The 23,864-nt window shown below is 40.3% G+C and carries 19 protein-coding genes; 13 read left to right on the top strand and 6 right to left on the bottom strand.

Annotated elements, in window-relative coordinates; translation table 11 throughout:
* Positions 1–4: 4 nt before the first annotated feature.
* Together R2800_11680 and R2800_11675 are read right to left on the bottom strand one after the other, a co-directional pair.
* A complete protein-coding gene (locus tag R2800_11680) occupies positions 5–433 on the bottom strand; it encodes a (4Fe-4S)-binding protein (protein MEZ5017706.1) in 429 nt (142 codons plus the stop codon).
* A 53-nt stretch (positions 434–486) separates the two neighbouring features.
* On the bottom strand, positions 487–1,215 hold the full coding sequence (locus tag R2800_11675) for a pirin family protein (GenBank protein MEZ5017705.1): 729 nt from the start codon (positions 1,213–1,215) through the stop codon (positions 487–489).
* A 180-nt stretch (positions 1,216–1,395) separates the two neighbouring features.
* Between R2800_11675 and R2800_11670 the strand changes: the two genes are divergently transcribed.
* The 4 genes from R2800_11670 to R2800_11655 all read left to right on the top strand — a co-directional run bounded on the left by R2800_11670 (position 1,396) and on the right by R2800_11655 (position 4,634).
* Positions 1,396–2,082, top strand: coding sequence for a toxin-antitoxin system YwqK family antitoxin (locus tag R2800_11670; GenBank protein ID MEZ5017704.1), 687 nt, complete (start codon positions 1,396–1,398; stop codon positions 2,080–2,082).
* A gap of 2 nt (positions 2,083–2,084) precedes the next feature.
* Positions 2,085–3,251, top strand: coding sequence for a sigma-54 dependent transcriptional regulator (locus R2800_11665; GenBank protein ID MEZ5017703.1), 1,167 nt, complete (start codon positions 2,085–2,087; stop codon positions 3,249–3,251).
* A gap of 49 nt (positions 3,252–3,300) precedes the next feature.
* Positions 3,301–3,858 (top strand): RNA 2'-phosphotransferase, encoded by a 558-nt coding sequence (locus R2800_11660; protein MEZ5017702.1) that lies wholly within the window; start codon positions 3,301–3,303, stop codon positions 3,856–3,858.
* Positions 3,859–3,947: 89 nt separating this feature from the next.
* Complete coding sequence (locus R2800_11655) at positions 3,948–4,634, top strand: DUF4386 domain-containing protein (protein MEZ5017701.1); 687 nt, start codon at positions 3,948–3,950, stop codon at positions 4,632–4,634.
* Between the two features lie 62 nt (positions 4,635–4,696).
* Here the strand turns inward: R2800_11655 and dnaN are convergent, their stop codons facing one another.
* From dnaN to alaS, 3 genes are all read right to left on the bottom strand, one after another.
* Complete coding sequence (gene dnaN / locus R2800_11650) at positions 4,697–5,818, bottom strand: DNA polymerase III subunit beta (GenBank protein MEZ5017700.1); 1,122 nt, start codon at positions 5,816–5,818, stop codon at positions 4,697–4,699.
* 102 nt (positions 5,819–5,920) lie between these two features.
* The gene (locus R2800_11645) at positions 5,921–6,559 is read right to left on the bottom strand and encodes a hypothetical protein (protein MEZ5017699.1); all 639 of its coding nucleotides are present in this window, start codon (positions 6,557–6,559) and stop codon (positions 5,921–5,923) included.
* Between the two features lie 50 nt (positions 6,560–6,609).
* Positions 6,610–9,228 carry an alanine--tRNA ligase gene (gene alaS, locus R2800_11640; GenBank protein ID MEZ5017698.1) on the bottom strand — a complete coding sequence of 873 codons (2,619 nt, stop codon included), beginning with the start codon at positions 9,226–9,228 and terminating at the stop codon, positions 6,610–6,612.
* A gap of 100 nt (positions 9,229–9,328) precedes the next feature.
* On the opposite strand from alaS, the gene R2800_11635 reads away from it, so the two are divergent.
* The 8 genes from R2800_11635 to R2800_11600 all read left to right on the top strand — a co-directional run bounded on the left by R2800_11635 (position 9,329) and on the right by R2800_11600 (position 20,098).
* Entirely contained in the window at positions 9,329–10,099 is a 771-nt protein-coding gene (locus R2800_11635; GenBank protein ID MEZ5017697.1) for a nuclear transport factor 2 family protein, read from the top strand.
* Between the two features lie 90 nt (positions 10,100–10,189).
* Entirely contained in the window at positions 10,190–12,229 is a 2,040-nt protein-coding gene (locus tag R2800_11630; GenBank protein ID MEZ5017696.1) for a BatA domain-containing protein, read from the top strand.
* A gap of 5 nt (positions 12,230–12,234) precedes the next feature.
* On the top strand, positions 12,235–13,503 hold the full coding sequence (locus R2800_11625; GenBank protein MEZ5017695.1) for a dihydroorotase: 1,269 nt from the start codon (positions 12,235–12,237) through the stop codon (positions 13,501–13,503).
* Between the two features lie 7 nt (positions 13,504–13,510).
* Positions 13,511–14,026 carry a DUF4199 domain-containing protein gene (locus tag R2800_11620; GenBank protein ID MEZ5017694.1) on the top strand — a complete coding sequence of 172 codons (516 nt, stop codon included), beginning with the start codon at positions 13,511–13,513 and terminating at the stop codon, positions 14,024–14,026.
* Positions 14,027–14,046: 20 nt separating this feature from the next.
* Entirely contained in the window at positions 14,047–14,997 is a 951-nt protein-coding gene (locus tag R2800_11615) for a glycosyltransferase family 2 protein (GenBank protein ID MEZ5017693.1), read from the top strand.
* A gap of 69 nt (positions 14,998–15,066) precedes the next feature.
* The gene (locus R2800_11610) at positions 15,067–17,568 is read left to right on the top strand and encodes an outer membrane beta-barrel family protein (protein MEZ5017692.1); all 2,502 of its coding nucleotides are present in this window, start codon (positions 15,067–15,069) and stop codon (positions 17,566–17,568) included.
* A gap of 44 nt (positions 17,569–17,612) precedes the next feature.
* Complete coding sequence (locus R2800_11605; protein ID MEZ5017691.1) at positions 17,613–18,368, top strand: DUF4197 domain-containing protein; 756 nt, start codon at positions 17,613–17,615, stop codon at positions 18,366–18,368.
* 47 nt (positions 18,369–18,415) lie between these two features.
* On the top strand, positions 18,416–20,098 hold the full coding sequence (locus tag R2800_11600) for a DUF349 domain-containing protein (protein ID MEZ5017690.1): 1,683 nt from the start codon (positions 18,416–18,418) through the stop codon (positions 20,096–20,098).
* Here R2800_11600 and R2800_11595 read toward each other — a convergent pair.
* Positions 20,095–20,598 (bottom strand): hypothetical protein, encoded by a 504-nt coding sequence (locus R2800_11595; GenBank protein MEZ5017689.1) that lies wholly within the window; start codon positions 20,596–20,598, stop codon positions 20,095–20,097. The two genes, R2800_11600 and R2800_11595, sit on opposite strands and share 4 nt — an antisense overlap.
* 101 nt (positions 20,599–20,699) lie before the next feature.
* On the opposite strand from R2800_11595, the gene R2800_11590 reads away from it, so the two are divergent.
* Positions 20,700–23,852 (top strand): ATP-dependent DNA helicase, encoded by a 3,153-nt coding sequence (locus R2800_11590; protein ID MEZ5017688.1) that lies wholly within the window; start codon positions 20,700–20,702, stop codon positions 23,850–23,852.
* Positions 23,853–23,864: the final 12 nt, after the last annotated feature.

Genomic DNA, 23,864 nt, shown 5'->3' with positions numbered 1-23,864 from the left:
TCGCTTAACCTTCAAAACCGATTTTATTATGCTGTCCATCGCAGTAGGGCTTGTTACTAGACGCTCCACAACGACAGAAAGCTGTCACTTTCTCTTTTTGTGTTTCGTTGCCAGCTGCATCTTTTACGGTTATGCTACCATGTACCAGTAATGGTCCGTTTTTTCTTACTTCAATGGTTGTCTCTGCTGTATTTTGTTTGTTCTCTATCATACCTTCACTGTTTTTAAAATAGGACAATGCTCCTGAAGGACAGGTGTCTATTTGTGCCATTATTTCTTCCGAAGTAGCACCGCTCATGTCTACCCAAGGTTTTCTATTGGGGTCAAATACATGACCTAAACCCTTAGCACATTTGGCAGAATGAATACACTGTGCAGGTTTCCATACAATGGTTATATCATCATTCGTATAGTGTTTTGTAATGTCCTTCATAAGCTATGCTTTTACTAAATATACGAAACTCCTAGTGGAGCTTTTAATAGAGATCAATGTATTTCCAGCTCCATAGGTACCTCATATATCAATACATCACTATTGCTATTCGCTGTTATCGTTACACTTTCTGTATCCGATATACCTAGGGCATCTCTTTTGTTCAGCTCTGTACCTTCCACAGTTACTGTCCCTTCTATTACGAAGAGGTATAAACCATGTTTGTTAGAATGTATTTGATGGGTAACTGAATTACCAGCATCCAATTTTGTACGGTATATCCATGCGTCCTGATGTATTTTCAAACCCTCATCATTACGCTCTATTGGCGATACCAGTGTTTGTATTTTATTAGTACGACCTTCTTCGGCAAACATGGTTTGGTCATATCTTGGTTCTACATTCCTTTTGTTAGGAAATATCCAAGACTGCAACACATTCACCGTTTGGTCTCGGTTGTGGTTATACTCACTATGAAAGATACCACTACCTGCACTCATCACTTGTACTTCTCCAGGTCTTATCACCTCAGTATGCCCCATGCTATCCTGATGCTCCAACGCACCGTCTAGTATGATAGTGATGATCTCCATATTATCATGCGGATGCTTGCCAAAACCCATACCTGCTTGTATGATATCATCGTTCAATACGCGTAGCACCCCAAAGTTTATCTTTTCAGAATCGTGATAGCCGGCAAAGCTAAAAGAGTGCTTGGCGTTAAGCCATCCATGGTTAGCATGTCCTCTCTCGTTTGCAGCATAAAATTTAGTTGTTGACATATTTATTGTTCTTTATAATTGATTAATGTATGTACATCAATCTTATTGCAAATCTAACCCCAAAAGTTAAAAACTGACAAAATTGCATAACTATACAACCATTGATAATGTTAATACTGTCTATAATGCTTCAAAGACAACGATATAAATTATTAATTTGCTCAAAATCTAACAATAAGCATGCATATTAAAGGCATTTTACTTACAGGATTGATTATTAGTTGCTTACCCAATTTACTACAGGCGCAGACAGATACACTTAGAAAAAGAGATGGTAAAGACTGGGAATTCATACAAACCAGAAATGCTGTAAATCTTGTAGAAGAGGAAGGTTATTTATATAAAGGCAAAGTGGAAGGGGTATGGAATAGCTACTGGTCGTCGCAATACCCTAAAACGGTAACTACCTATAGAGATGGTAAACGCAATGGTATGCATATGGAGGTATATGCTGATGGTGCTATCAAACTGATAGAAAACTATAAGAACGGCAAGCTGGATGGACCGAGAAAAGAATATAAGCTTAGAGGCCCAATAATATTGACCGAGCTATACTCTGATGGGCAAAAGCATGGTCCTTATGTTAAATACTTCAATTCGGGTAGAATAAAGGAACAGGGTAGCTACGTGTATGATAAAAAAGACGGGCAACTGACCTGGTATTACGATAATGGTCACCCTGCGGCTACTTATACCTACAGAGAAGATGTGATGGAGGGCGATGCTGCTATATACAATGATAAAGGTGGCATTAAAGAAATGGGGCAGTATAAGAATGACAAAAAGGATGGTGTATGGAAGATATATGATGAGGAAGGGCAAGTAATTAGAGAAGAGACTTATAAAAACGGAGTAAAAAAGAAATAAAGATGGCGGCACAAAAGATCTTGGTAATAGATGATGAGAGCGCAATACGTAGAACCCTCAATGAGATACTCTCTTTTGAAGGGTTTAAGATAGAAGAAGCGGCAGACGGAGCAGAGGGCTTGAAGAAAATACAAGAGGGCAATTACGATTGCATTCTTTGTGATGTGAAAATGCCTAAGATGGATGGCTTGGAAGTACTGGAGAAAACAAAAGAGATCAACCCTGATGTACCTTTTATAGTTATATCTGGTCATGGTAATATAGAGACAGCTGTAGAGGCAGTAAAAAAAGGAGCGTTCGACTTTATCTCTAAACCACCCGATCTAAACCGTTTGCTGATCACCATTCGCAATGCCATGGATAAAAAGTCGTTGGTGGCAGAAACGAAGACTTTGCGCAAGCGTATATCTAAGGGGTACGAAATGGTGGGCGAGTCGGATGGTATTGTACAGGTAAAAGAAACAATAGAAAAGGTAGCCCCTACAGATGCTCGTGTATTGATAACAGGAGAGAACGGTGTAGGTAAAGAATTGGTAGCAAGAAACATCCACGACTTGAGTGAGCGTGCTAAAGGGCCACTAATAGAAGTAAACTGTGCGGCTATACCTTCCGAGCTTATAGAGAGCGAACTATTCGGACATGAAAAAGGCTCATTTACATCTGCGGTAAAACAACGTATAGGTAAGTTTGAGCTGGCAAGCGGTGGTACACTTTTCTTGGATGAAATAGGAGATATGAGTGCCTCAGCACAGGCCAAAGTGTTACGTGCACTGCAAGAAGGAAAGATAACGCGTGTAGGTGGTGATAAGGAAATAAAAGTAGACGTGCGCGTAATAGCAGCTACCAACAAAGACCTGATACAAGAAACTGAAGAGAAGAATTTCCGTCTGGATCTGTATCATAGACTGAGTGTGATATTAATACATGTGCCATCACTTAATGATAGACGTGATGATATACCACTACTGGTAGAGCATTTCATGAAAGACATTGGCAAGGAGTATAACCAAGCAGAAAAAGAAGTGGAAAAAGGCGCTATGGATGCTTTGAAGAAATACGACTGGACGGGTAATATCCGCGAGTTGCGTAATGTAGTAGAAAGGTTATTTATACTTTCTGATAAGAAGATCACCAAGAAAGATGTAGAGACCTATATCTATTTGAAATAAAATAGACAATATATCATCATTAGCATATCGATAGACATACATACAAGAAATGATCAGTGAAAAGGAAAAAGTAAAACTTAGTAAGTTTTTGAGTTTAGTATTAAGGCATCAACCAGAGAAAATTGGTATAGAGCTAGATCAAAATGGATGGGTTGAAGTAGAAGAGCTGATCAATAAGCTAAATGAAGCGGATGTTTTAATGAACATTGATACATTAAAGCATGTCGTAGCATCAAGTGAGAAAAAAAGATTTGCATTTGATTCCACTTTAAAAAAAATAAGAGCGAATCAAGGACATTCCGTTAATATAGATTTAGATTATAAACCATCTGTACCACCTAATGTTTTATATCACGGTACTGCTGAAAAAAGCCTAGAGCAAATTTTTGAATCTGGGTTGCATAAAATGAGCCGCCATCATGTGCATTTAAGCTCAGATACTTTAACAGCTTTAAAGGTTGGTCAAAGACATGGTAAACCTTCTATATTGGTAATAAATTCGTTAGAGATGCATAATGATGGCATACCTTTCTTAATATCTGATAACGGTGTTTGGCTTACTGATTACGTTGCCCCCAAGTACATTAAGAAGATAGATGATATATAATCAAAATTAAAGGCTCGCATTGCGGGTCTTTTTTATTTGATGTGTAACTAAACAAGTAGTATTACGATATATGGTTAAAGAAAAGAACAATGAATTCAGCCATTCGTAATGCCAGGCTTGCAGGCTTGCTTATCGTCATTGCTATGATAGCAGGTATTTTTAGCGTTGCCCCATCTGTTGATTCCTTACAATACTTAACGGAAGCTGTAAATAATACAGATCAGGTAATCATAGCCGCAGTATTCCAGTTTATTATGGGCTTGGCATATATGGGGGTAGCTCTTTTGTTTTATTCTGCTATCAAACAGTTTGGTAAGGGGCTGGCAGTAGGCTTTCTAAGCTTTAGAATTATAGCAACAACGCTTGTGGTTATAGGAACATTACTACTACTATCCATTTTGGCACTAAGTACTGAGTATGCAAAACAGCTGCCTCAAGATAGTGCTGCTTTTGAAGCAATAGGAAACATGCTTAAAATCACTAGAGATCATATCAACCATGTGTTTATGATCATTGTGTTGTGTATTGGTAATATACTGTTGTACCTATTGTTGATCAAGTCAAGGCTTATTCCCCGTTGGCTTTCTGCATGGGGCATAATAGGGGCGTTATTCTCTATTATAGCAAGCGTATTGGTTTTGTTTCAGGCAGTTGATATAATTACTACAGAATATATAGTATTGAATGTGCCAACAGGCTTGCAAGAAATAGTTTTGGCAATATGGCTACTCACAAAAGGTTTTAACAAGGAAGTACTATCCGTTGACCATAGATAGTAATATATGAACAATAAAGGCTCGCAATTGCGAGCCTTTATAATATCTGAATAAGAAGAAGTTTACACACTTACCATTAGTGGCATTAATAGCATTAACTCTTCTTCGTTCTCGTTCTTTTCTGTAGGGCGGAAGATACCTGCACGGGTTGGTGTGCTTAGGCTTATTTCAGTATCAGCACCATCCATATTGCCTACCATCTCCACCATTAGCTTGGCGTTGAAGGCAATTTTCATATCCTCACCATTATATTGGCAGGTCAATGTTTCTTTACCCTCGTAAGAGAAGTCGATATCCTGTGCACTTAGTTCCAACTTATTACCGTTGATGTCTAGCACTACTTGGTTGGTAGTCTTGTTGGCAAATATGCTGATACGACGTAGTGCACTAATGAAATCGTTACGGTTAACCGTTAGTTTATACGGATTATCCTTTGGTATAACGGCATTATAGTCAGGAAACTTAGCATCTATCAGTCTACAGCTCATGCTTAGTGCAGCACTTTTCACAAATAGATGACTATCGTTGTAGGCAACTTCCAAAGCGCTATCGTCAGCAGGTAGTGTAGCACGTAGCTGTTGCAAAGGTTTTTTAGGTACTACAAAACCAGCATCGGTTGGGCAGTTCACATCAGTACGAGAAAACTGTACCAGGCGGTGTGCATCTGTAGATACAAAAGTCAACTTGTCTTTCTTTAGCTCAAAGTATACTCCGGTCATTGCAGGACGAAGTGTATCGTTACTTACGGCAAACAAAGTTTTATTGATGCTCTCTATTAGAGCAATAGCCGGCATGTTGAATGTAGTAGCATCTCCCGGAGCTGGTTCCTTAGGGAAGTCGTCAGCCTTCTCACCGCCTATTTTATACTTACCTACATCGCTGGACATCTCGATTGACAAGTCGCCCTCGTTGATGTTGAAGGTAATAGGTTGCTCCGGTAAGTTCTTAAGATAGTCTGTCAGTATTTTTGATGGGATACAGATACGTCCATCTCCTTGTGCATCGGTTACTTCCATTTGCACACGCATCATAGTTTCTAGGTCGGTAGCGGTAAGGGTAAGGGTATTACCTTTTAGCTCAAACAAGAAATCTTCCAAAACAGACAAAACAGTATTTGCGCTGATAACCCCGCCTATTTGTTGCAGGTTTTTCAATAACGCATTAGAGGTAACGATAAAACGCATGTGTAATTAACTTTGCAAACAAAGATAACTGATTAGCACTATTAAAGACAGTACTGTGCATATTATCGGTTTTTCTGTGGATAAGCTTTAAGAGCTGGGCTATTAGCCTTTTTCGTGGCGTAGCACTATAGTTATTTTTAGACTACCGCCATTGTCGGCATAGCTGCTGGGAGGTCCGCTTAGGCAGTCTGCAAAACCTATATAAAGCACTTCGGCCTCATTAGGCACCAGAAATGTTTGGACAGTACCCTTGTCGGTTTTTCCATCTCCTATAAAAAATACCTGATTGAGTGCCGGCCAGTAGGTGGGTTTATTCTCTTTGCCAGTATAGTCATCAGGGTCGTAGGGCTCATCTAGTCCAGAGGCTTCGCTGGCAAATACGCCACAGAGAAACATAACTCTGTTTTTATGACTGATACCTGAAAAGGCTCCTGCACCAGATATAGCGGTGCTATACCCGTAATCGCCACCATCAGCACCAAAATAGGTGCTATCTATGGCGCCAAAGCAGCTGACTGTGCCTGCTGTGTATAACACATTAATGTATTTCTGCCCTTTTACATTCACAGCTATAGGAGCTGTGCCGGCACCTCCGAGCACTTTATCATGGTTGAACATGGCATGGTAGTACACATTAGCCGTTCCGGAAACCTCATAGTGCTGATGTACCGTATCTGGCTGAGCCATAGCAGTATAGCCCAAACAGAGCAAGAGTAGGGTAAACGATCTTTTCAGGGTCATGGGGTAACTCGTTATTTGATATTAAATATAACGAATATGCATCTATAATATTATAGCATCCCCTTCACAGCATTAATAACTTCCTGTAGCTGACTTGGGTTTTGACCACCTGCAGTTGCCAGTGTTTTTTGTCCGCCACCACCGCCTTTGATAAGTGGTGCTATATGTTTTTTGATGATCATATTGGCGTCGATCTCCTTCGCAGCTATTACTTTTTCATCTACCCCTACGGCTACAAATGCTTTACCATCTATATTAGCACAAAGCACTACCACATGGTCGTTCACATGGTGTTTTACGTCCAAGCATAGCTTTTTCAAAGCATCAGCAGAGCCTACCTCTACGATATCTGCCACAAAGTTCACATCACCCACTACCTCGTCTTTCTGTAATACTTCGTTACGTATCACTACCAGCTGACGAGCCTCCAGCATATCGGCATGCTTTTGTAATTGTGCTTTTTCTCTTTGTAGTTTTTCTATGGCCTCCAGAGGGTCTTTGGTGTTCTTCAACGCCTCTTTCATATTGTGGAGTAGTGTAAGGTTGTTATTGATATAGTCTTCTGCAGCTTTACCGCATACTGCCTCTACCCTACGCACGCCTGCAGCCACGGCACTCTCATGCTTTAGCTTGAATATACCTAGCTCACCTGTAGCACCCACGTGTGTACCACCGCATAGTTCTATAGAATATTGTGGGTCGATGATGACCACACGTACTTTATCGCCATACTTCTCGCCAAATAAGGCCATAGCACCCATAGCCACCGCTTCGTCTTTGCTCATTTCTTTGATAACCACAGGGTGGTTCTCGCGGATCTTAGCATTCACGATAGCCTCTATCTGTGCAATTTCTTCATCGCTCACTTTTGAGAAATGCGAGAAGTCGAAACGCAAATGCTCCTCATTCACCAAAGAACCCTTTTGCTCTACGTGCGTACCCAATACCTGTCTTAATGCAGCGTGTAGTAGGTGTGTAGCGCTATGGTGTATCTCTGTATTCTTACGTTTGGCGTCATCTACCTTAGCATGTAGCTCCCCTTCCAGCGAAGCAGGTATCTTATCGGCAAAGTGGATAATAAGGTCGTTCTCTTTCTTCGTATCAAAGATGTGAATGGTATCGTTAGCTAGCGTAAGTACGCCTTTATCACCTACTTGTCCCCCACTCTCTGCGTAGAAAGGAGTGGTGTCCAGTACTATTTGATACAGTTCTTTTTTCTTAGCGGTCACCTTACGGTAGCGAAGTATATGTGCAGTAGCCTCTATTGCTTCATAACCCACAAACTTAGTGCTACCATCTTTCAGCACTACCCAGTCGCCAGTATCTAGTGCAGTTGCTGAACGGCTACGCTCTTTTTGTTCTTGCAGCGCTGCTTCATAGCCTTTCAGGTCTACTTGCCAGCCCTGCTCTTTAGCAATCAGTTCAGTAAGGTCTATCGGGAAACCAAAAGTATCGTTCAGTTCAAAAGCTACTTTGCCAGATACGGTTTTGTTGCCCTCATTTGATGCTAGTATCTCATCCACCTTTCTCAAGCCCTTATCTAAGGTTCTCAAGAAAGCTTCTTCTTCTTCTTTGATCACTTTGGTGATGAGCTCCTGCTGTGTCTTCAACTCGGGGAACACATGGCTGTATTCTGATACCAGTTGTGGCACGAGTTGTGTCAACAATGGTTGTTTATAATCCAGATATGAGAAATAGTAACGTACGGCGCGGCGCAGTATACGACGGATGACATAACCCGCACCTGTGTTCGATGGCAATTGCCCATCGGCAATAGTATAGGCAATAGCACGTATATGGTCGGCTATCACACGGAAGGCAATATCTTCCTTCGCATCAGTGTTGTTGTATTTTTTATTAGTAATGCCCTCTACCTTGCTGATTAAGCCGGTAAACAGGTCGGTATCATAGTTGCTATGTTTGTCTTGTAATACGCGCACCAAACGCTCCAAGCCCATACCGGTATCTACGTGTTGTGCTGGTAGCTTATTTAGGCTGCCGTCTTTTTGGCGGTTGAACTCCATGAACACATTGTTCCATATCTCTATCACCTGTGGGTGGTCGGCATTTACCAGTGTTTTACCATCTACTGCAGCGCGCTCTTCCTCCGTGCGACAGTCTACATGTATCTCGCTACATGGCCCGCAAGGACCAATATCACCCATCTCCCAGAAGTTGTCTTTCTTATTGCCCAGTAGTATGCGGTCTTCGGCTATGTATTGCTTCCATATATTGTAGGCTTCCTCGTCTTTAGGCAGGTTATCGCCCTTGTCTCCTTCAAATATGGTCACATACAGTTTGTCCTTAGGTATTTTGTATACCTCGGTCAGTAGCTCCCAGCTCCATTTTATGGCGTCTTCCTTAAAATAGTCGCCAAAGCTCCAGTTGCCCAGCATCTCAAATAGGGTATGGTGGTAGGTATCTACACCCACCTCTTCCAAGTCGTTGTGCTTACCGCTTACACGAAGACATTTTTGAGTATCGGCTACACGAGGGTTTGGGGCTTGTTGGTTGCCCAAAAAGTAGTCTTTAAACTGGTTCATACCCGCGTTGATGAACATCAAAGTAGGGTCGTTTTTCACCACTATAGGTGCAGAAGGAACGATCTCGTGCCCCTTCTCTTTGAAGAAATCTAAAAACTGCTGTCTTATCTCGTTAGCCGTAAGCATACTGGTATCTTATTATAAGTACGCAAAGCTAAATAAAAACAGGGAGTGGAAGGGAGGTTAATCACTACCCTCAAAAAAATATGGTAATTTACTTACAATCATGAGCAACAAACTAGAGAACGCTAAGAAGTTATATCTGGAAGGTATCAGAGATGGTAATCCCGATGTAGTAGATAAATACACAGGTAATCGATATACCCAACACAGTACAGGTGTAGAGGACGGACCTGAAGGGTTTAAAAAATTCTTTGCCGGTTTTTTAGAAAGGAGTACTACTCGAGATATAAGGCTAATAAGAATGATAGAGGATGGGCAATATGTATTTGTACATGCCTATCAAGATATAGACAACGGTACGGCACGTTGGGTAACAGCAGACCTTTTTGATACAGATGAGCAGGACAAACTCATAGAACATTGGGATGTAATAGCCGCTTATCAAGACCCGTCTACTACGGCATCGGGCAATGATATGATACTGGGCGATTTTGAATTGAAAGACCTAGACAAAACAGAAGCCAATAAAATATTGGTCAGAAATTTTCTCACCGATGTATTTCAAAATAAAAACTATGATACACTGGAACAATATATCAGTACAGCGCAGTATATACAACACAATACCACACTACCTAATGGGATAGAAGCATTAAAAGAACTGTTAGCTAAAGAAGAAGTAGAATATGATTTCATCTTCAAGCTCATTGGTCAGGGCAACTATGTGGTGAGTTATTCAAAAGTAATCGCCCAAGGAGCGGAGCTGGCAGTATTTGACATCTTTAGGATAGAAGACGGCAAAATAGTAGAGCACTGGGATAATATAGAACCCATACCGCCACGCACAGAATGGGCAAACACTGGTAAGTTTTAAAAAAGCAGAAGTACACTACCAACAAACATTTTTCAGAGTTTTAGCATTTGGGAGTGGGGTTTCAGCGGGCAATAACCTTATATTTGGTACGTGAGTTTTCTTTACCCACTATTTCTCATAGCTGGTGCGGCATTGCTGATACCTATAGTCATACACCTCTTCAACCTGCGCAGGTACAAGACGGTGTATTTTCCGCATACCCGTTTCCTAAAAAATATTCAGCTACGCTCGCAGAAGTCATCGCAGCTGCGCTATAAATGGCTTTTGCTATTACGCTTACTGTTCTTAGCCTCATTGATATTGGCTTTTGCACAGCCTTTTTTCGTCAATAAAGATGCTGCTCGTATGCAAGACAGGCTACAGGTGGTGTATATAGACAACTCGGGTAGTATGTCGCTAAAGCAAGGTGCACGCAGGCTGCTCGACATTGCTAAAGATGCCGCCCGTCAGCAAATGCAGAAAGCGCCTCTCGGTACTAAGTTTTTATTGCTCACCAATGATAGAGCGGTAAGCTATACACCACTTTCGGCAGAGAAGGCTATAGCTGCGCTGAATACCATAGACCTTGCTGCCAAGCACAAAACTACCAAGCAGGTAATTGCACAAGTACAAGGTGTAGTGCAGACAGAAGCCAAAGATGGTGCTGATGTATATTATTACTCCGACTTTCAAAATCGTGATGCAATACCTCTATCGGCACAAGAGACAGAACATATAAAACTATATGGCGTAGTAGTACGTGCAGCAGACGTATATAATGTATATATAGATACCGCCTACCTTACCTCACCCGTATTGCAAGCAGGCAAAAGCAACGAACTGGTAGTACGCACTAAAGTGTATGGTGACGTGCCCGACGAGCTCCCTGTATTACAACTGGCGGTAAACGGGCAGGTGAAAAATGCGGCGTCTTTGCAAATAGAGGAAGAAAAAGAAAGTATAGACACACTTAGCTTTCAGGTAGATAATGCCAACTGGCAGCAAATAGCCCTTACGATCAATGATGCGGCCCTACCTTTTGATGACACCTTCCTGATAAGTGCGCGTAGTACACCTAATCTATCAGTATTGGTGTTGAACGAGCAGCTACCTAGCCCATACTTACAGGCAGCATTCAGAGCTTACAACGGCTTTAGGCTGGATAATAGAAAGCTCAATGAGCCTATTAGCAATTGGAAAAATTATAACCTCATTATCCTCAACGAAGTAACAGCTATTAATGATGGCTTGGCTACACAGCTTAATGAAGCAATGCAAGCAGGTAAGAGCATCTGTATCTTCCCAGGGCGTACCGCTAATTATCAGCAGTTGAGCGATGGCTTGAATAAATTGGGAGATATAACCATTACGGGTTTAGATACTGCTACACAAACGGCAGCCAGCATACAACGCGGTAGCGACCTAATACAAGACCTGTTTGAAGATATACCTGCCAATGTGCAACTGCCTACCGCCAACTGGCACTATAGTATCCATGCAGGATTGGCTGCTAACCAGCAGTCAGTATTCAATTTTAGAAATGGCGACCCGCTTTTTGCCAGATACACACCGTCAAAAGCGGCTTTATATATCTCCTCAACAGGTATTGATCTTACAGCTGGTAATTTTCAAGGGAGTTATTTCTTTGTGCCTATGCTGTACCAGATGGCCACCCGCGCAGCAGGGGGTAATGTCTATGCCCTTTCATTGGGTACACAACAGCCCGCCTATTTACCTTTAGATAATGCAGATGAACGTAATATGATACACCTATATAGTAAAGGTGTAGATGCCATACCGGCACAAAGGCAAGAAGGGGCAGGCCTAAATGTATACTTGGATGAAGTAGTGCAGCAAGCAGGTTATTATAGCTTGTCGGCACAGGGGGGAGACACGGTAGTGGTCGCTGTAAATCAAAGTAGAACAGAGTCTGATCTGGCCTTGACTAGCCTTAGCACACTAAAAGAGCATTGGAAAGAGGGCGAAGCGGTTTGGCTTACGGTAGATAGTATTAGTAATATGAAGGCCGGAACTCAATACACTAGCTTCCCGCTTTGGAAACTTTGTGCTATTTTAGCTGTGATAATGCTGTTTGTCGAAACTATTGTATTGGCAGGCAGTTTAAGAAAACAATCAGCTGCTACGCAATAGCTACTATGAAGGTACTCATCAAAAAGGCTACAGTACTCGATTCGGGGTCCGATTACCACAATAAAGTCGTTGATCTATTAATAGAAAATGGGCAAATAAAAAGAATTGCCGCTACTATTAAAGAGGAGGCGGATACGGTTATTAAAGCAAACGGACTATGTGTGAGCCCGGGATGGGTAGATATTTTTGCAGACTACAGAGAACCGGGTCATGAGCAAAACGAAACAATAGCTACCGGTTTGAATGCAGCTGCGGCAGGTGGTTTTACGCAAGTATTTACTACGCCTAATACAGACCCTGCAGTAAGTACTAAGTCGATAGTAGAGTTCTTACTCAAGAAAGCAGAGGGGCATATAGTAGGGTTAAGGCCTTTGGGTAGTATATCTAAAGATGTAGAAGGAAAGGTGTTGTCGGAAATGATGGATATGCAGGCACATGGTGCTATAGCCTTTAGCGATGGCTGGGCGCCTGTACAGAATGCTAATCTGATGCTAAAAGCATTGGAATATGTAAAAGCATTTGATGGTACGCTGATACAGATACCGATGAATGCTTCATTAACCACTGGCGGTTTGATGCATGAGGGGCCTGTATCTACGCATTTGGGTATGGCGGGCATCCCAACTTTAGCAGAAACGCTGACACTACACAGAGATATAGAATTATTAAGATATACAGGTTCTAGATTACATGTTACTGGCATTTCTTCTGCCGAAAGTGTTGCCATGATAAAGGCTGCTAAGAAAGAAGGATTGAACATCACCTGTTCGGTAACGCCATACCATTTGGCGCTAACGGATGAATCGTTAAGAACCTATAATAGTATGTATAAAGTGATGCCACCTTTGCGTTCCGAAGGAGATAGGAAAGCTTTGGTTAAAGGTTTGGCAGAAGGTACTATTGACTGCATTGCTTCACATCATCGTCCGCAAGACTGGGATGCCAAAACACGAGAGTTTGACTATGCAGCAGATGGCATGAATGTTCAGGAAGTTACTTTAGGAGTAGCTTTGAGCGGGCTGAAGGATAAAGTAACACAAGAACGTTTGGTAGAAGCATTGGCAATACAGCCTAGAAAGATATTTGGGCTTGCTACTGCAACTATTGAAAAAGGAGCTACCGCAGAAATCACTATTTTTACTACTGAAGGTAGTGAGGTGTTTTCGAGCAACACCTTACGATCTGCGGTAAAAAACAACCCGTATATTGGCAAAGAGCTGCCGGGTAGGGTTATTGGTATTATAAATCAGCAACAAGTACACATAAATAATTAAGAAAACCATGGAGTTAAAACAGACACATAAGCAGTACGGTCTTATCACAGGACTAGCAATGATGGTAATAGGTTTAATACTATATGTTTTAGATCTATCGTTTGAAAGCTGGACCCAGTATGTAGTTTATTTACCTTTTCTTCTAGGTTTGATATTAAACGCTAATGCTTTTTCAAAAGCTAATAATGGTTATGTCACTTTTGGACAAACATTCAGTAGCTGCTTCAAAGCAGTAGCTATAATTACGATCATTGGAGTAGCTTGGGCATTGCTCTCATTTTATATTTTCCCTGAAATGGTAGACAAGGCGATAGAAGCAGCCCGCGAGCGTATGATACAACAAGGTAATACCGATGAGGAAATAGAAATGGGGATGAAGTTTATGACAGGTAAGTACCTTAAGATAGTAATGATTGGTAGTGTAATGCTTATGTATATGATCGTAGGGGCTATATTTTCGCTCATAGCAGCAGCTACAGCTAAAAAGAATGGACCAATGCCACCAAGTATGCAGGCAGAGTAATTTCCCTATTTTTGCAGAACATGCCTGATATATCAATAGTAATACCATTATATAATGAGGAGGAATCCCTGCCCGAGCTGGTAGAGTGGATCGAAAAAGTGTGCTCAGAACACGGCTATGTGTATGAGGTGATCATGATAGATGATGGTAGTACTGACGATAGCTGGAAAGTTGTGGAGCAACTATCGAAAGAGCAACCTGATATTATAAAAGGTATCAAGTTTCAAAGAAACTATGGTAAGAGTGCTGCCTTATACGAAGGTTTCAAGATAGCGCAAGGCTCAGTGGTCATTACTATGGATGCTGATTTGCAAGACAGCCCTGATGAAATACCTGATCTGTATAGAATGGTCACTATAGATGGGTTTGATCTGGTAAGCGGTTGGAAAAAGAAGCGTTATGATAATGCCATAACTAAAAACCTACCCTCTAAACTATATAATGCTGTTAATCGTCGTATTTCAGGCATCAAGCTACATGACATGAACTGCGGCTTGAAAGCCTACAAGAAAACGGTGATAAAAAGCATTGAGGTATATGGTGAAATGCACCGTTTTATACCTGTATTGGCCAAAGCCGCTGGTTTTAGAAATATTGGGGAAAAGGTAGTACAGCATAGAGCACGTAAGTACGGTGTTTCTAAATTTGGCTGGGAACGCTTCATCAATGGTTTTTTAGACCTTCTTTCTATACAGTTTATCAGTCGTTTTGGTAAAAAGCCAATGCACTTCTTTGGGTCTTTGGGTACACTTACCTTCTTGCTCGGTTTTATCATCACTATTTGGTTGGTCATTGAGAAAATAATAGGCGGAGCCTCTTTCTCTATTACCAACAAGCCGGGTTTTTATATGGCACTCACTGCTATGATCATGGGTACCCAGTTTTTCCTAGTTGGTTTCTTGGGCGAATTGGTCTCTCGTAGTTCCTCTGATAGGAATAACTATATCATAGAAAAGCATATAGGCATATAGAAATGTTTTAACATTATTTATGATGTTAATCGCCATTATTTAGATTTTTTCCATGATTTTTGCGATTCAATGGGTAGAATATACATCAATATATTCCTGACTATGTTATGCCTTGGCTTTTCAGCTACTATATGGGCACAAACAAATAATGGGGATAAGACGGCAGCAGGTACTATTAACGGTAGAATAGTAACAGGTAAGGGCAAAAAGGCAGTACCATATATTACAGTAGCATTACTTAAAGAGGGCAAGCAACCGGTAAACGGTGCCTTGACAGATGATAATGGCCAGTTTGAAATAGCAGCGGTAAAATCAGGTAGCTATAGTTTGAAAGTAAGTGGTATAGGTATTAGTACTTATATAGTGAAGAATATCACCATCTCTCCAGATAATCTTACACGAGCACTTGGGGATATTAAGGTAGAGACCACCACAAAACTTATGGATGAGGTAGAGGTGAAAGGGGAGCGCCCGGTGATGGAAATGGGCGTTGACAAAAAAGTGTTTAATGTAGAGAAGAATACGACCACTGCCGGAGGTAGCGCATCTGATGTATTACAAAATGTACCTTCTGTTTCGGTAGATGTAGATGGAGGCGTGAGCTTGAGAGGTAAATCGGGAGTAACAATACTTATAGATGGTAAGCCCGCTACATTATTGGGTGGTGACGAGGCGTCGGCTTTGCAAAGCTTACCTGCAGAAAGTGTTGATCAGGTAGAGGTAATTACCAACCCTTCGGCTAAATATGACGCAGAGGGTATGACGGGTATCATTAATATAGTTACCAAAAGAGAAAAGAAATTTGGTGTCAACGGAAATGCCAATATTGGTATAGGTACCAGAGATAAGTATAACGGAGGGTTGAGCCTTAATTTCAAAAATGAAAAATGGAACATCTTCCTCAATGGCAACTTTAGGCAAAACCCTAACTACAGAAGAAATACTACAGAGCGTTTTAATAATGAAGATGCAGGTTACTTCAATACCTATGAAGATAATTTACGTCAGCATGGGGGCTCTTTCAATTCCATAGGGGCAGAGTACACTTTCGATAAAAAGAATAGTGTTATGCTGACACAGAATATCAACAGTTTTACCTACGAGTCTAATGGTAAAACGAATTATAAAATATATAATGGAGACAATCTGTTATCTATTCAAGAGCGTGAGAGCAGGTTTAAAGTAAACCCAATATCTAGCTCTACTTCACTAGAGTATAAGCACAAGTTTGCGCCGTTGGATCATCAGCTCACTACCAGCGTTACTTATGTAACGTCAGGTGGCTCTAGGGTACAGTATTTCAAAACACGTAATATTAGTCCCAATGGTACGGTATTAGGACAACCAATAATACAAGATGCACCTGGAAAAGGGAAAAGACAAAGTGTAAATGCGCAAACAGATTACGAGCGCCCTTTGCTAACAAAAAATGGGAAGTTGGAAGCAGGTCTTAAAGCTCAGCTTTTCTTTTTTCAAAGTGAGAATAATCCAATTATAGATTCTACATCGGGAGTAGATGTAGCTATAGACTCTAGCCTATTGAATAGCTATGACTATACGCAACAGATATATGCCGGATATACAAGTTTTAAAGACCAACTAGGTAAATTCAGATACCAATTTGGCTTAAGGGCGGAGTATGCATATTATGAAGGCACTAATGAACAAGTAGGTGGTAGAAGATACTCTAACGAGTTTCTCAACTTTTTCCCTTCAGTGTTCACATCGTATGAGTTGCCTAAAGACCAAAGCATCTATCTGAATTATTCAAGACGTACACATAGACCAAGGTTCTGGCAGCTATTACCTTATTTAGATCTATCGAACCCACAAGATACAAGTGCAGGAAATCCTAACCTTGTACCGGAGTTTATACATAATATTGAGTTGAGCTATAGTAGATTATTCAAAAAAGGGCATAACATCATTTTGAGTACCTACTATCAAAACACGCAAAACCTCATTACTATGTATAGACGTTTTTACGATGATGGTACTTCTTTTAGTATGCGTACTAACCTGAATACAGGTATCACCTATGGAGCCGATATAACGGCAAGGTTTCAGATAGTGAAAATATGGGATGCTACGTTCAATGTTAACCTGTTCCAGAATCAAATATTGGGCGGTAATGTAGACCCTACATTAGATAATACAGGCTTTAGCTGGTTTGGAAAGGTGAATACTAATGTGAAATTGCCTAAAAACTTCTCTTTGCAAATAAATGGTAACTACGAAGCGCCTAAGATAGAGGCTCAAGGTACTAGAGAAGGGGTGTATTGGATAGATGCAGCCATTCGTAAGAATTTATTAAAAGACAAGGCGACACTAGTACTAAATGTATCCGATATATTTGATACTCGTAAGTATACGGTTAATTACGATTTTGATAAAGCAAGACAGGTATCTTACAGAGATAGAGAAACCAGAATTGGAAGAATAACCTTTAGTTATCGTTTTGGCACAAACGATAGAAAGGGGAAAGGTAAGCACAGCAAAGAAGAGTATAAACCTGAAGAAACCAAAGATAGAGATGCCATAAAAGATAAGAGTGAAGATGGTGGTTTTTAATTCTGGCATTTCATTTGGTATAGATATTTAGTAAATTGTAAACTATGAATAAGATTATCAAAACTGTATTATTATTAGGTACGCTATCTATAGCTACAGCAGGTTGTAATGGACAAACATTTGGTGACCTGTTAAAGACAGCAAAAGATGCGGGTATTGATATTAATGGTACAGGCTCATCGAATGGTGGAACGTTAGGAAACTCTGAAATAATTGCGGGTTTGAAGCAGGCGCTCGAAATAGGTGCTAAAAATGCAGGTGGTCAACTACATAATATCAACGGATATTTTGGTAATCAACTGATAAAAGTATTGATGCCACCGGAAGCTCAAAAGGTGGAAAGCACATTGCGTAATTTAGGAATGGGTGATCAGGTGGATAAAGCCATATTATCTATGAACCGCGCTGCGGAAGATGCTGCTGCACAAGCAGTACCTATATTTATCAATGCTATTAAAACCATGAGTATACAAGATGGTATGAATATACTTAAAGGAGGTGATGGTGCTGCGACTAACTATTTAAAAGGGAGAACTACAGCTGCATTGACCAACTCTTTCCGTCCTGTAATAGAAAACTCATTAAAGAAGGTAGACGCTACAAAATACTGGGCACAGATATTTAATATCTACAACAGGCTACCAACTACAAGAAATAAAGTAAATACAGACTTGACAGGCTATGTAACAGAGCGAGCATTAAACGGTTTGTTCGTTACCATAGCACAAGAAGAAAACAAAATACGTAAAGACCCTGCAGCAAGAGTTACAGACTTATTACGTAAAGTTTTTGGCAACTAATAATCTCTCTACTGGTTGGTATAATAACCAACCGAAATTGAAACGGCATGACACAGGAAAACACATTGCAAACTTGGTGGGCAGAAGTAACATTTCCAACTAAAGAACAATATCAACTTTCGGAAACTGGAGACCTTGTCCTGAACCCAATAGAAGGCAACAAAGAGCGAACCATAATAACTTTAGAGCTAAACAATGCAGACGCACAGCTAAAGTCGCTACTAGAAAAATTTCCTGAAGTAGAAGCCAAAGTAAAAGAACTACAAGACGAGTGGGATGTCGAGCAAGAAGACAAATTAAAACTGGCAGGCAAAGTAGAACGAACTAAAGACTATCTGCAACATGCAGTGGCCGTTGGTGATTATACACCTCTGTTTCAAAACATTGCAGTACTAGAAAAAGAGATAGCCGCAAAAACAGAAGAAAACTTTGCAGCTAAAGAAGGTATAGTAAAAGAAGCAGAAGCTGTAGTAGAGAGTGAAGACTGGAAAGAAACAACTCAGAAGTTTAAAGACCTGATTGAGCAATGGAAGGCTACAGGTTATATAGATAAAAAAAGAAACGATGAGCTTTGGGAAAGATTAGAAGCCGCAAGAACGAAGTTCTTTGAACGCAAGCGTGCTCATACAGAGGATATAGAAAAAGAGCTACTTCAAAATCTAGACCTTAAACTAGAGTTGGTAGAAAAGGCAGAAAAACTTGCAGCATCAGATGATTGGAAGAGAACGACTGAAGCGTTCAAACAATTGATGGAGGAATGGAAGGCTGTGGGTAGAACCATGCACGACAAGAACGAGCAACTGTGGAACAGATACATCACTGCTAAGAATGCCTTTTTCGACAAAAAGAAGGCACACTACAACACTATAAAAGCAGAGCAAGAAAAAAACTATACGGTTAAGCTGGCACTAGTAGAAAAAGCAGAAGAGCTAAAAGACAGTCAAGAGTGGAACAAAACTTCTGATGCCTATACAAAAATAATGGAGGAATGGAAGGCTACCGGTAGAGTGCCTCGTGAACATTCTGATGAATTGTGGGCAAGACTTAACGCCGCTAAGGATACTTTTTATCAAGCCAAGAGAGAGCATTTCCAAGCCTTCAAAGTATCGCTGCAAGACAACTATGCACGTAAGCAGGCACTTCTTAAAAGAGCAGAACAATTAAAAAACTCTACACGCTGGAGAGAGGCTACTGCAGAGATAAACGAACTAATGACGGAATGGAAGAGCATAGGGCCTGTGCCTAGAGAGCACAGTGATACTATATGGGAGCAGTTTGTAGCAGCACGTAAACATTTCTACAACCGCAAAGATGCTGATAGGGAGCAAAGAAAAGAACATGCGGAAAAGAGGATCTATACGAGACACGACCAAACTAAAAAGTTTGTGGCGACCCTTGAAGAAGAGCTACAAGAAGAGAAGGATAAACTTGTGGACTTTAAAGAAGGGCTTGCTAACATAGACCCTGAATTAAAGAAGGCAGACGAGCTGAAAGAACACCTAACAAAGCTAATAGCACAAACAGAAAAGAACCTTGTACATAAGCAAGAGAAGCTGGAAGAGGTGCAAGCACAACTAAAAGATATAGGAGCGCAAATAGCTGAAAAGGAAAAACAACAAACAGAAGAGCCGAAAGAGAAAACGTCTAAAAAAGAAGAAGCTTCAAAAGATGCAGTAGCTACTACAACTGATGAAGCTAATAATGATACAGAAGAGAATAAAGAAGCTTAGTCTTTATTCACATCTTTTACAATTTGTTCCAAGCTGGTACCACCGTCATATACGGATACCAGCTTTTTCTTTTTGTTGTAGATAGCTATGTACGGTACGTGTACAGGGGAGTAGAACTTGTAAAAGAAATAACGGAATTCCTTGCCCACTACTACATCTTTATAACTAGCTAGTCTTAGCTTATCGTATACAGGTTTCAACTTATCGAAAGTAAGTGGTGTGAATAGATATATCTTCGCGTTGTTGAGCTCTTGCCTGTTATTCAGTAGTTCTCTTATGGTTATGGTACAGTGTTCACAGTCAGGACTAAAGAAAACAAAAATTACAGGTCTGTCTTTCGGTGCATAGGCAGTATTGGTAATAGTACTACTATCCATGTGCAATATTTCGAAAGCAGGCATTACAGGATACTTTAAATACGGTAAAGTATCATTATCACTCTGTGCTGTTGCTGTAATACAAGTAGCTGCAAATAGTAAACTAAATAGTATCTGTTTCATTCCTTTATATTTTCTTCTAATAGTGCAAAACTAAGTTATCTATCGCTTAATAAATTGTTATAGCTTTTCTAACTTCATGTTGGCAGATAATGCATGCAAATATGTCGATAAACGAGCAATTATTCTTAGATAGATATAATAACCTGAACCAGCGCCAAAAACAAGCTGTAGATACCATTTATGGTCCTGTGATGGTAATAGCGGGCCCAGGTACGGGCAAAACAGAAGTACTATCCATGAGAATTGCCAACCTGTTAAGAAGTGAAGCACAAGTGCAGCCATCGGAAATATTATGTTTGACCTATACGGAGGAAGCAACGAACTCCATGCGTCGTCGATTGGTACAGATCATTGGCACTGCGGCACACAAGGTAAATATTTGCACCTTCCACGCATTTTGTAATAATATCATTCAGCAGAATAGTGAGTACTTCAGCATAAGATCTTTACAGCCAATCACAGACTTGGAGCGTACAGAGTTATTATACGAAATGCTGGAAGAGTTGCCATCGGGGCATGTACTGCGTAGGTTAAGTGGTAATATTTATTTTGATGTCAATAAGCTCAGTCGCTTGTTCGACATGATGAAAAGAGAACACCTTACTGCAAGCAGTATTGCCGATGCAGTAGAGGAGTATATCAACGACCTGCCCAATAGAAAAGAATACATCTACCAAAGAAAAGGTAAAGGGTTTGAGAAAGGTGACCTAAAGCAAGCAGCTATAGATGATGAGGTAAGAAAGGTAAATGATACAAAAGCTGCTGCAGCTTTATTCGATGTTTACCAACAGAAAATGAAAGAAGCGGGTAGATACGACTTTAATGATATGATCATTTGGGTGCTCGAAGAGTTTAAAGAAAACCCTGCCTTATTGTTAAGCTATCAAGAACGACACCAGTTTATTTTAGTAGATGAGTTTCAGGATACGAACGGTGCGCAGAACGAATTGTTGAACAGCCTTACAGAATTTTGGGACGACCCCAACATATTTGTAGTAGGGGATGATGACCAATCTATATACGAATTCCAAGGTGCCAGAATAAGAAATATCATCGATTTTTATCAGCGCTTCAAAGAGAATATAAATGTTGTCGTGTTGCCTGAGAATTATCGATCTTCTCAAGCCATATTAGATATAGCCACAGCAACCATAGATAACAACAATGAAAGACTGATAAAACAGCTGGAAGAATTACAACTAGATAAAAACATTGTTTCTTCCTCCACACGTTTTGCCGACGGTAAAGAAACGATACAACCAGTAGTTACAGAATATCCCAACATACTGCAAGAGGAAGCAGCAGTAGTACAGCATATAGAACAACTACAAAAGGCGAAAATACCGTTAGGAGATATTGCCGTACTCTATGCACAACACAAACAGGCTAATAATATCATTGCAATACTGGAAAGGAAAGGCATTCCTTATTCGGTAAAAAAGCCTGTCAATATTTTAGACCTGCCTTTGGTTCAGCAAGTACTCAACATTCTAAAATACCTTAACGAAGAACAGAAGCAGGCCTTTAGTGCAGAGACGCTTTTATTTGAGTTGATGCATAGCCCTTACTTTGGTATCAATGCAACTGATATTGCTATGATATCCTTGTATATGCAGGCTAACAAGTCGAAAGATAGCTCACTTAGGTATTGGCGTTTGGTATTGGGCAATAAGCTAATGTTGGCTACACAATTAGATTTAAAATCTGTACAAGCCTTACATCGTTTTGGTGATTGTGTAGAACGTTGGATGGCAGAACAGTCCTCGCTACCTTTACCATTGCTCATAGAGAAAATAGTTTACGAAAGTGGTATTGTTAAATACCTGATTGGCACTAAAGATTATACTTGGAATATACAGGTGTTGAATACCTTCTTTGAGCATGTAAAGGATGCTTATGGTAGAGATGCTAAAATAACCTCCGATGCTTATCTACAGATGATAGATAAGATGCGAAGTGAAAACATAGCACTACCCATTCAAAAAGTAGTGCAGAATGAACACGGGGTACAGTTTTATACCACGCATGGTGCTAAAGGCAATGAGTTTGAACATGTTTTTCTTATCGGTGCAACCAAAAACTTTTGGGAGAGCAAACGTGGATTGAGCAATGAGTATAAGCTGCCAGATACGATCACTAATACTAAGGACGATAAAGACAAAACCTATAAAACAGAAGTTGCCCGTAGGCTATTTTATGTGGCACTTACCAGAGCTAAGAAACACTTATATATTTCTTATGCCGCAGCGGATAATGATGGTAAACCGATTGAACATTCTGTATTCATAGATGAAATAAGTAAGGAGGAAGATAGGCAGCAACAGCAGTTAGCAGAAAAGGACTTAGTGGAACATATGCAACTAGCTATGGAGCCGGTATCTGAAGTGCGTATAGAGCTGGCCAACAATATGTGGATCGATAAAGTGCTGCAGTCCTTTATCATGAGTTATACTACACTTTCTAAATATCTCAACTGTCCTGTCAGCTTCTATTATCAGTATATACTAAAAGTACCTTTCCAAAAGAACGATGCTATGGCTTTTGGTAGTGCGGTGCACGATGCCTTAGAACGGATGTTCCGTATCATGAAAGAGCAAAATGGCACTTTCCCTTCAAAAGAAGAAGTACTGAAAATATTTGATAATGCGATGTACAGAGAGTCGTCGGCTTTTACACCAATACAGTACGAGCGCCGTATGGAACAGGGACATACATTACTCAACGATTATTATGACGAGTATATTAATAGTTTTCATAAGGATGTAGAAATAGAGTTGTCTATCCCTCGCTATATACTTAATGGTGTGCCTATAACAGGTAAGATAGACAAGATGGAAATGAATGGAGATAACTGTACTGTGGTAGATTATAAAACAGGAGACCCCGATCGCTCTGCAAAAGCATATACCGCTGCACCAAACGAAGCTAACCCCAACGGCGGAGACTATTGGAGACAGATGGTATTTTATAAACTAATTATAGAAAACCATCCTGATAGAAACTGGAAAGTAGACATGGGTATGTTTGACTATGTGGAGAAGGGTAGCAAAACAAATCAGTATAAACGTATCAAAGTACCTGTATTTGCACAAGATGAAGAAATAGTGTTGAAGCAGATGAAGGACAGCTATACAAGTATTATGAATCACGACTTTGATAAAGGTTGTGGAAAGGAAGACTGTTACTGGTGCAACTTTACCAGAAAATACGAATTGAATCGTCCTGCAGATATAACACCTACACAAGAAGACTAGACTAAACCACAA

The sequence above is a fragment of the Flavipsychrobacter sp. genome (genome assembly GCA_041392855.1).
GTDB lineage: Bacteria > Bacteroidota > Bacteroidia > Chitinophagales > Chitinophagaceae > UBA5543.
The sequence above is the reverse complement of the archived record's forward strand: the minus strand, read 5'-3'. Positions and strand labels throughout refer to the sequence as shown.

Bases quoted from the DNA above. Each gene is read 5' to 3' on its own strand.
- R2800_11645 (MEZ5017699.1), bottom strand. From the start codon at position 6,559: ATGACCCTGAAAAGATCGTTTACCCTACTCTTGCTCTGTTTGGGCTAT.
- R2800_11635 (MEZ5017697.1), top strand. From the start codon at position 9,329: ATGAGCAACAAACTAGAGAACGCTAAGAAGTTATATCTGGAAGGTATC.
- R2800_11595 (MEZ5017689.1), bottom strand. From the start codon at position 20,598: ATGAAACAGATACTATTTAGTTTACTATTTGCAGCTACTTGTATTACA.
- dnaN (MEZ5017700.1), bottom strand. From the start codon at position 5,818: ATGCGTTTTATCGTTACCTCTAATGCGTTATTGAAAAACCTGCAACAA.
- R2800_11660 (MEZ5017702.1), top strand. From the start codon at position 3,301: ATGATCAGTGAAAAGGAAAAAGTAAAACTTAGTAAGTTTTTGAGTTTA.
- alaS (MEZ5017698.1), bottom strand. From the start codon at position 9,228: ATGCTTACGGCTAACGAGATAAGACAGCAGTTTTTAGATTTCTTCAAA.
- R2800_11665 (MEZ5017703.1), top strand. From the start codon at position 2,085: ATGGCGGCACAAAAGATCTTGGTAATAGATGATGAGAGCGCAATACGT.
- R2800_11625 (MEZ5017695.1), top strand. From the start codon at position 12,235: ATGAAGGTACTCATCAAAAAGGCTACAGTACTCGATTCGGGGTCCGAT.
- R2800_11590 (MEZ5017688.1), top strand. From the start codon at position 20,700: ATGTCGATAAACGAGCAATTATTCTTAGATAGATATAATAACCTGAAC.
- R2800_11605 (MEZ5017691.1), top strand. From the start codon at position 17,613: ATGAATAAGATTATCAAAACTGTATTATTATTAGGTACGCTATCTATA.
- R2800_11610 (MEZ5017692.1), top strand. From the start codon at position 15,067: ATGGGTAGAATATACATCAATATATTCCTGACTATGTTATGCCTTGGC.
- R2800_11680 (MEZ5017706.1), bottom strand. From the start codon at position 433: ATGAAGGACATTACAAAACACTATACGAATGATGATATAACCATTGTA.
- R2800_11615 (MEZ5017693.1), top strand. From the start codon at position 14,047: ATGCCTGATATATCAATAGTAATACCATTATATAATGAGGAGGAATCC.
- R2800_11670 (MEZ5017704.1), top strand. From the start codon at position 1,396: ATGCATATTAAAGGCATTTTACTTACAGGATTGATTATTAGTTGCTTA.
- R2800_11655 (MEZ5017701.1), top strand. From the start codon at position 3,948: ATGAATTCAGCCATTCGTAATGCCAGGCTTGCAGGCTTGCTTATCGTC.
- R2800_11600 (MEZ5017690.1), top strand. From the start codon at position 18,416: ATGACACAGGAAAACACATTGCAAACTTGGTGGGCAGAAGTAACATTT.
- R2800_11620 (MEZ5017694.1), top strand. From the start codon at position 13,511: ATGGAGTTAAAACAGACACATAAGCAGTACGGTCTTATCACAGGACTA.
- R2800_11675 (MEZ5017705.1), bottom strand. From the start codon at position 1,215: ATGTCAACAACTAAATTTTATGCTGCAAACGAGAGAGGACATGCTAAC.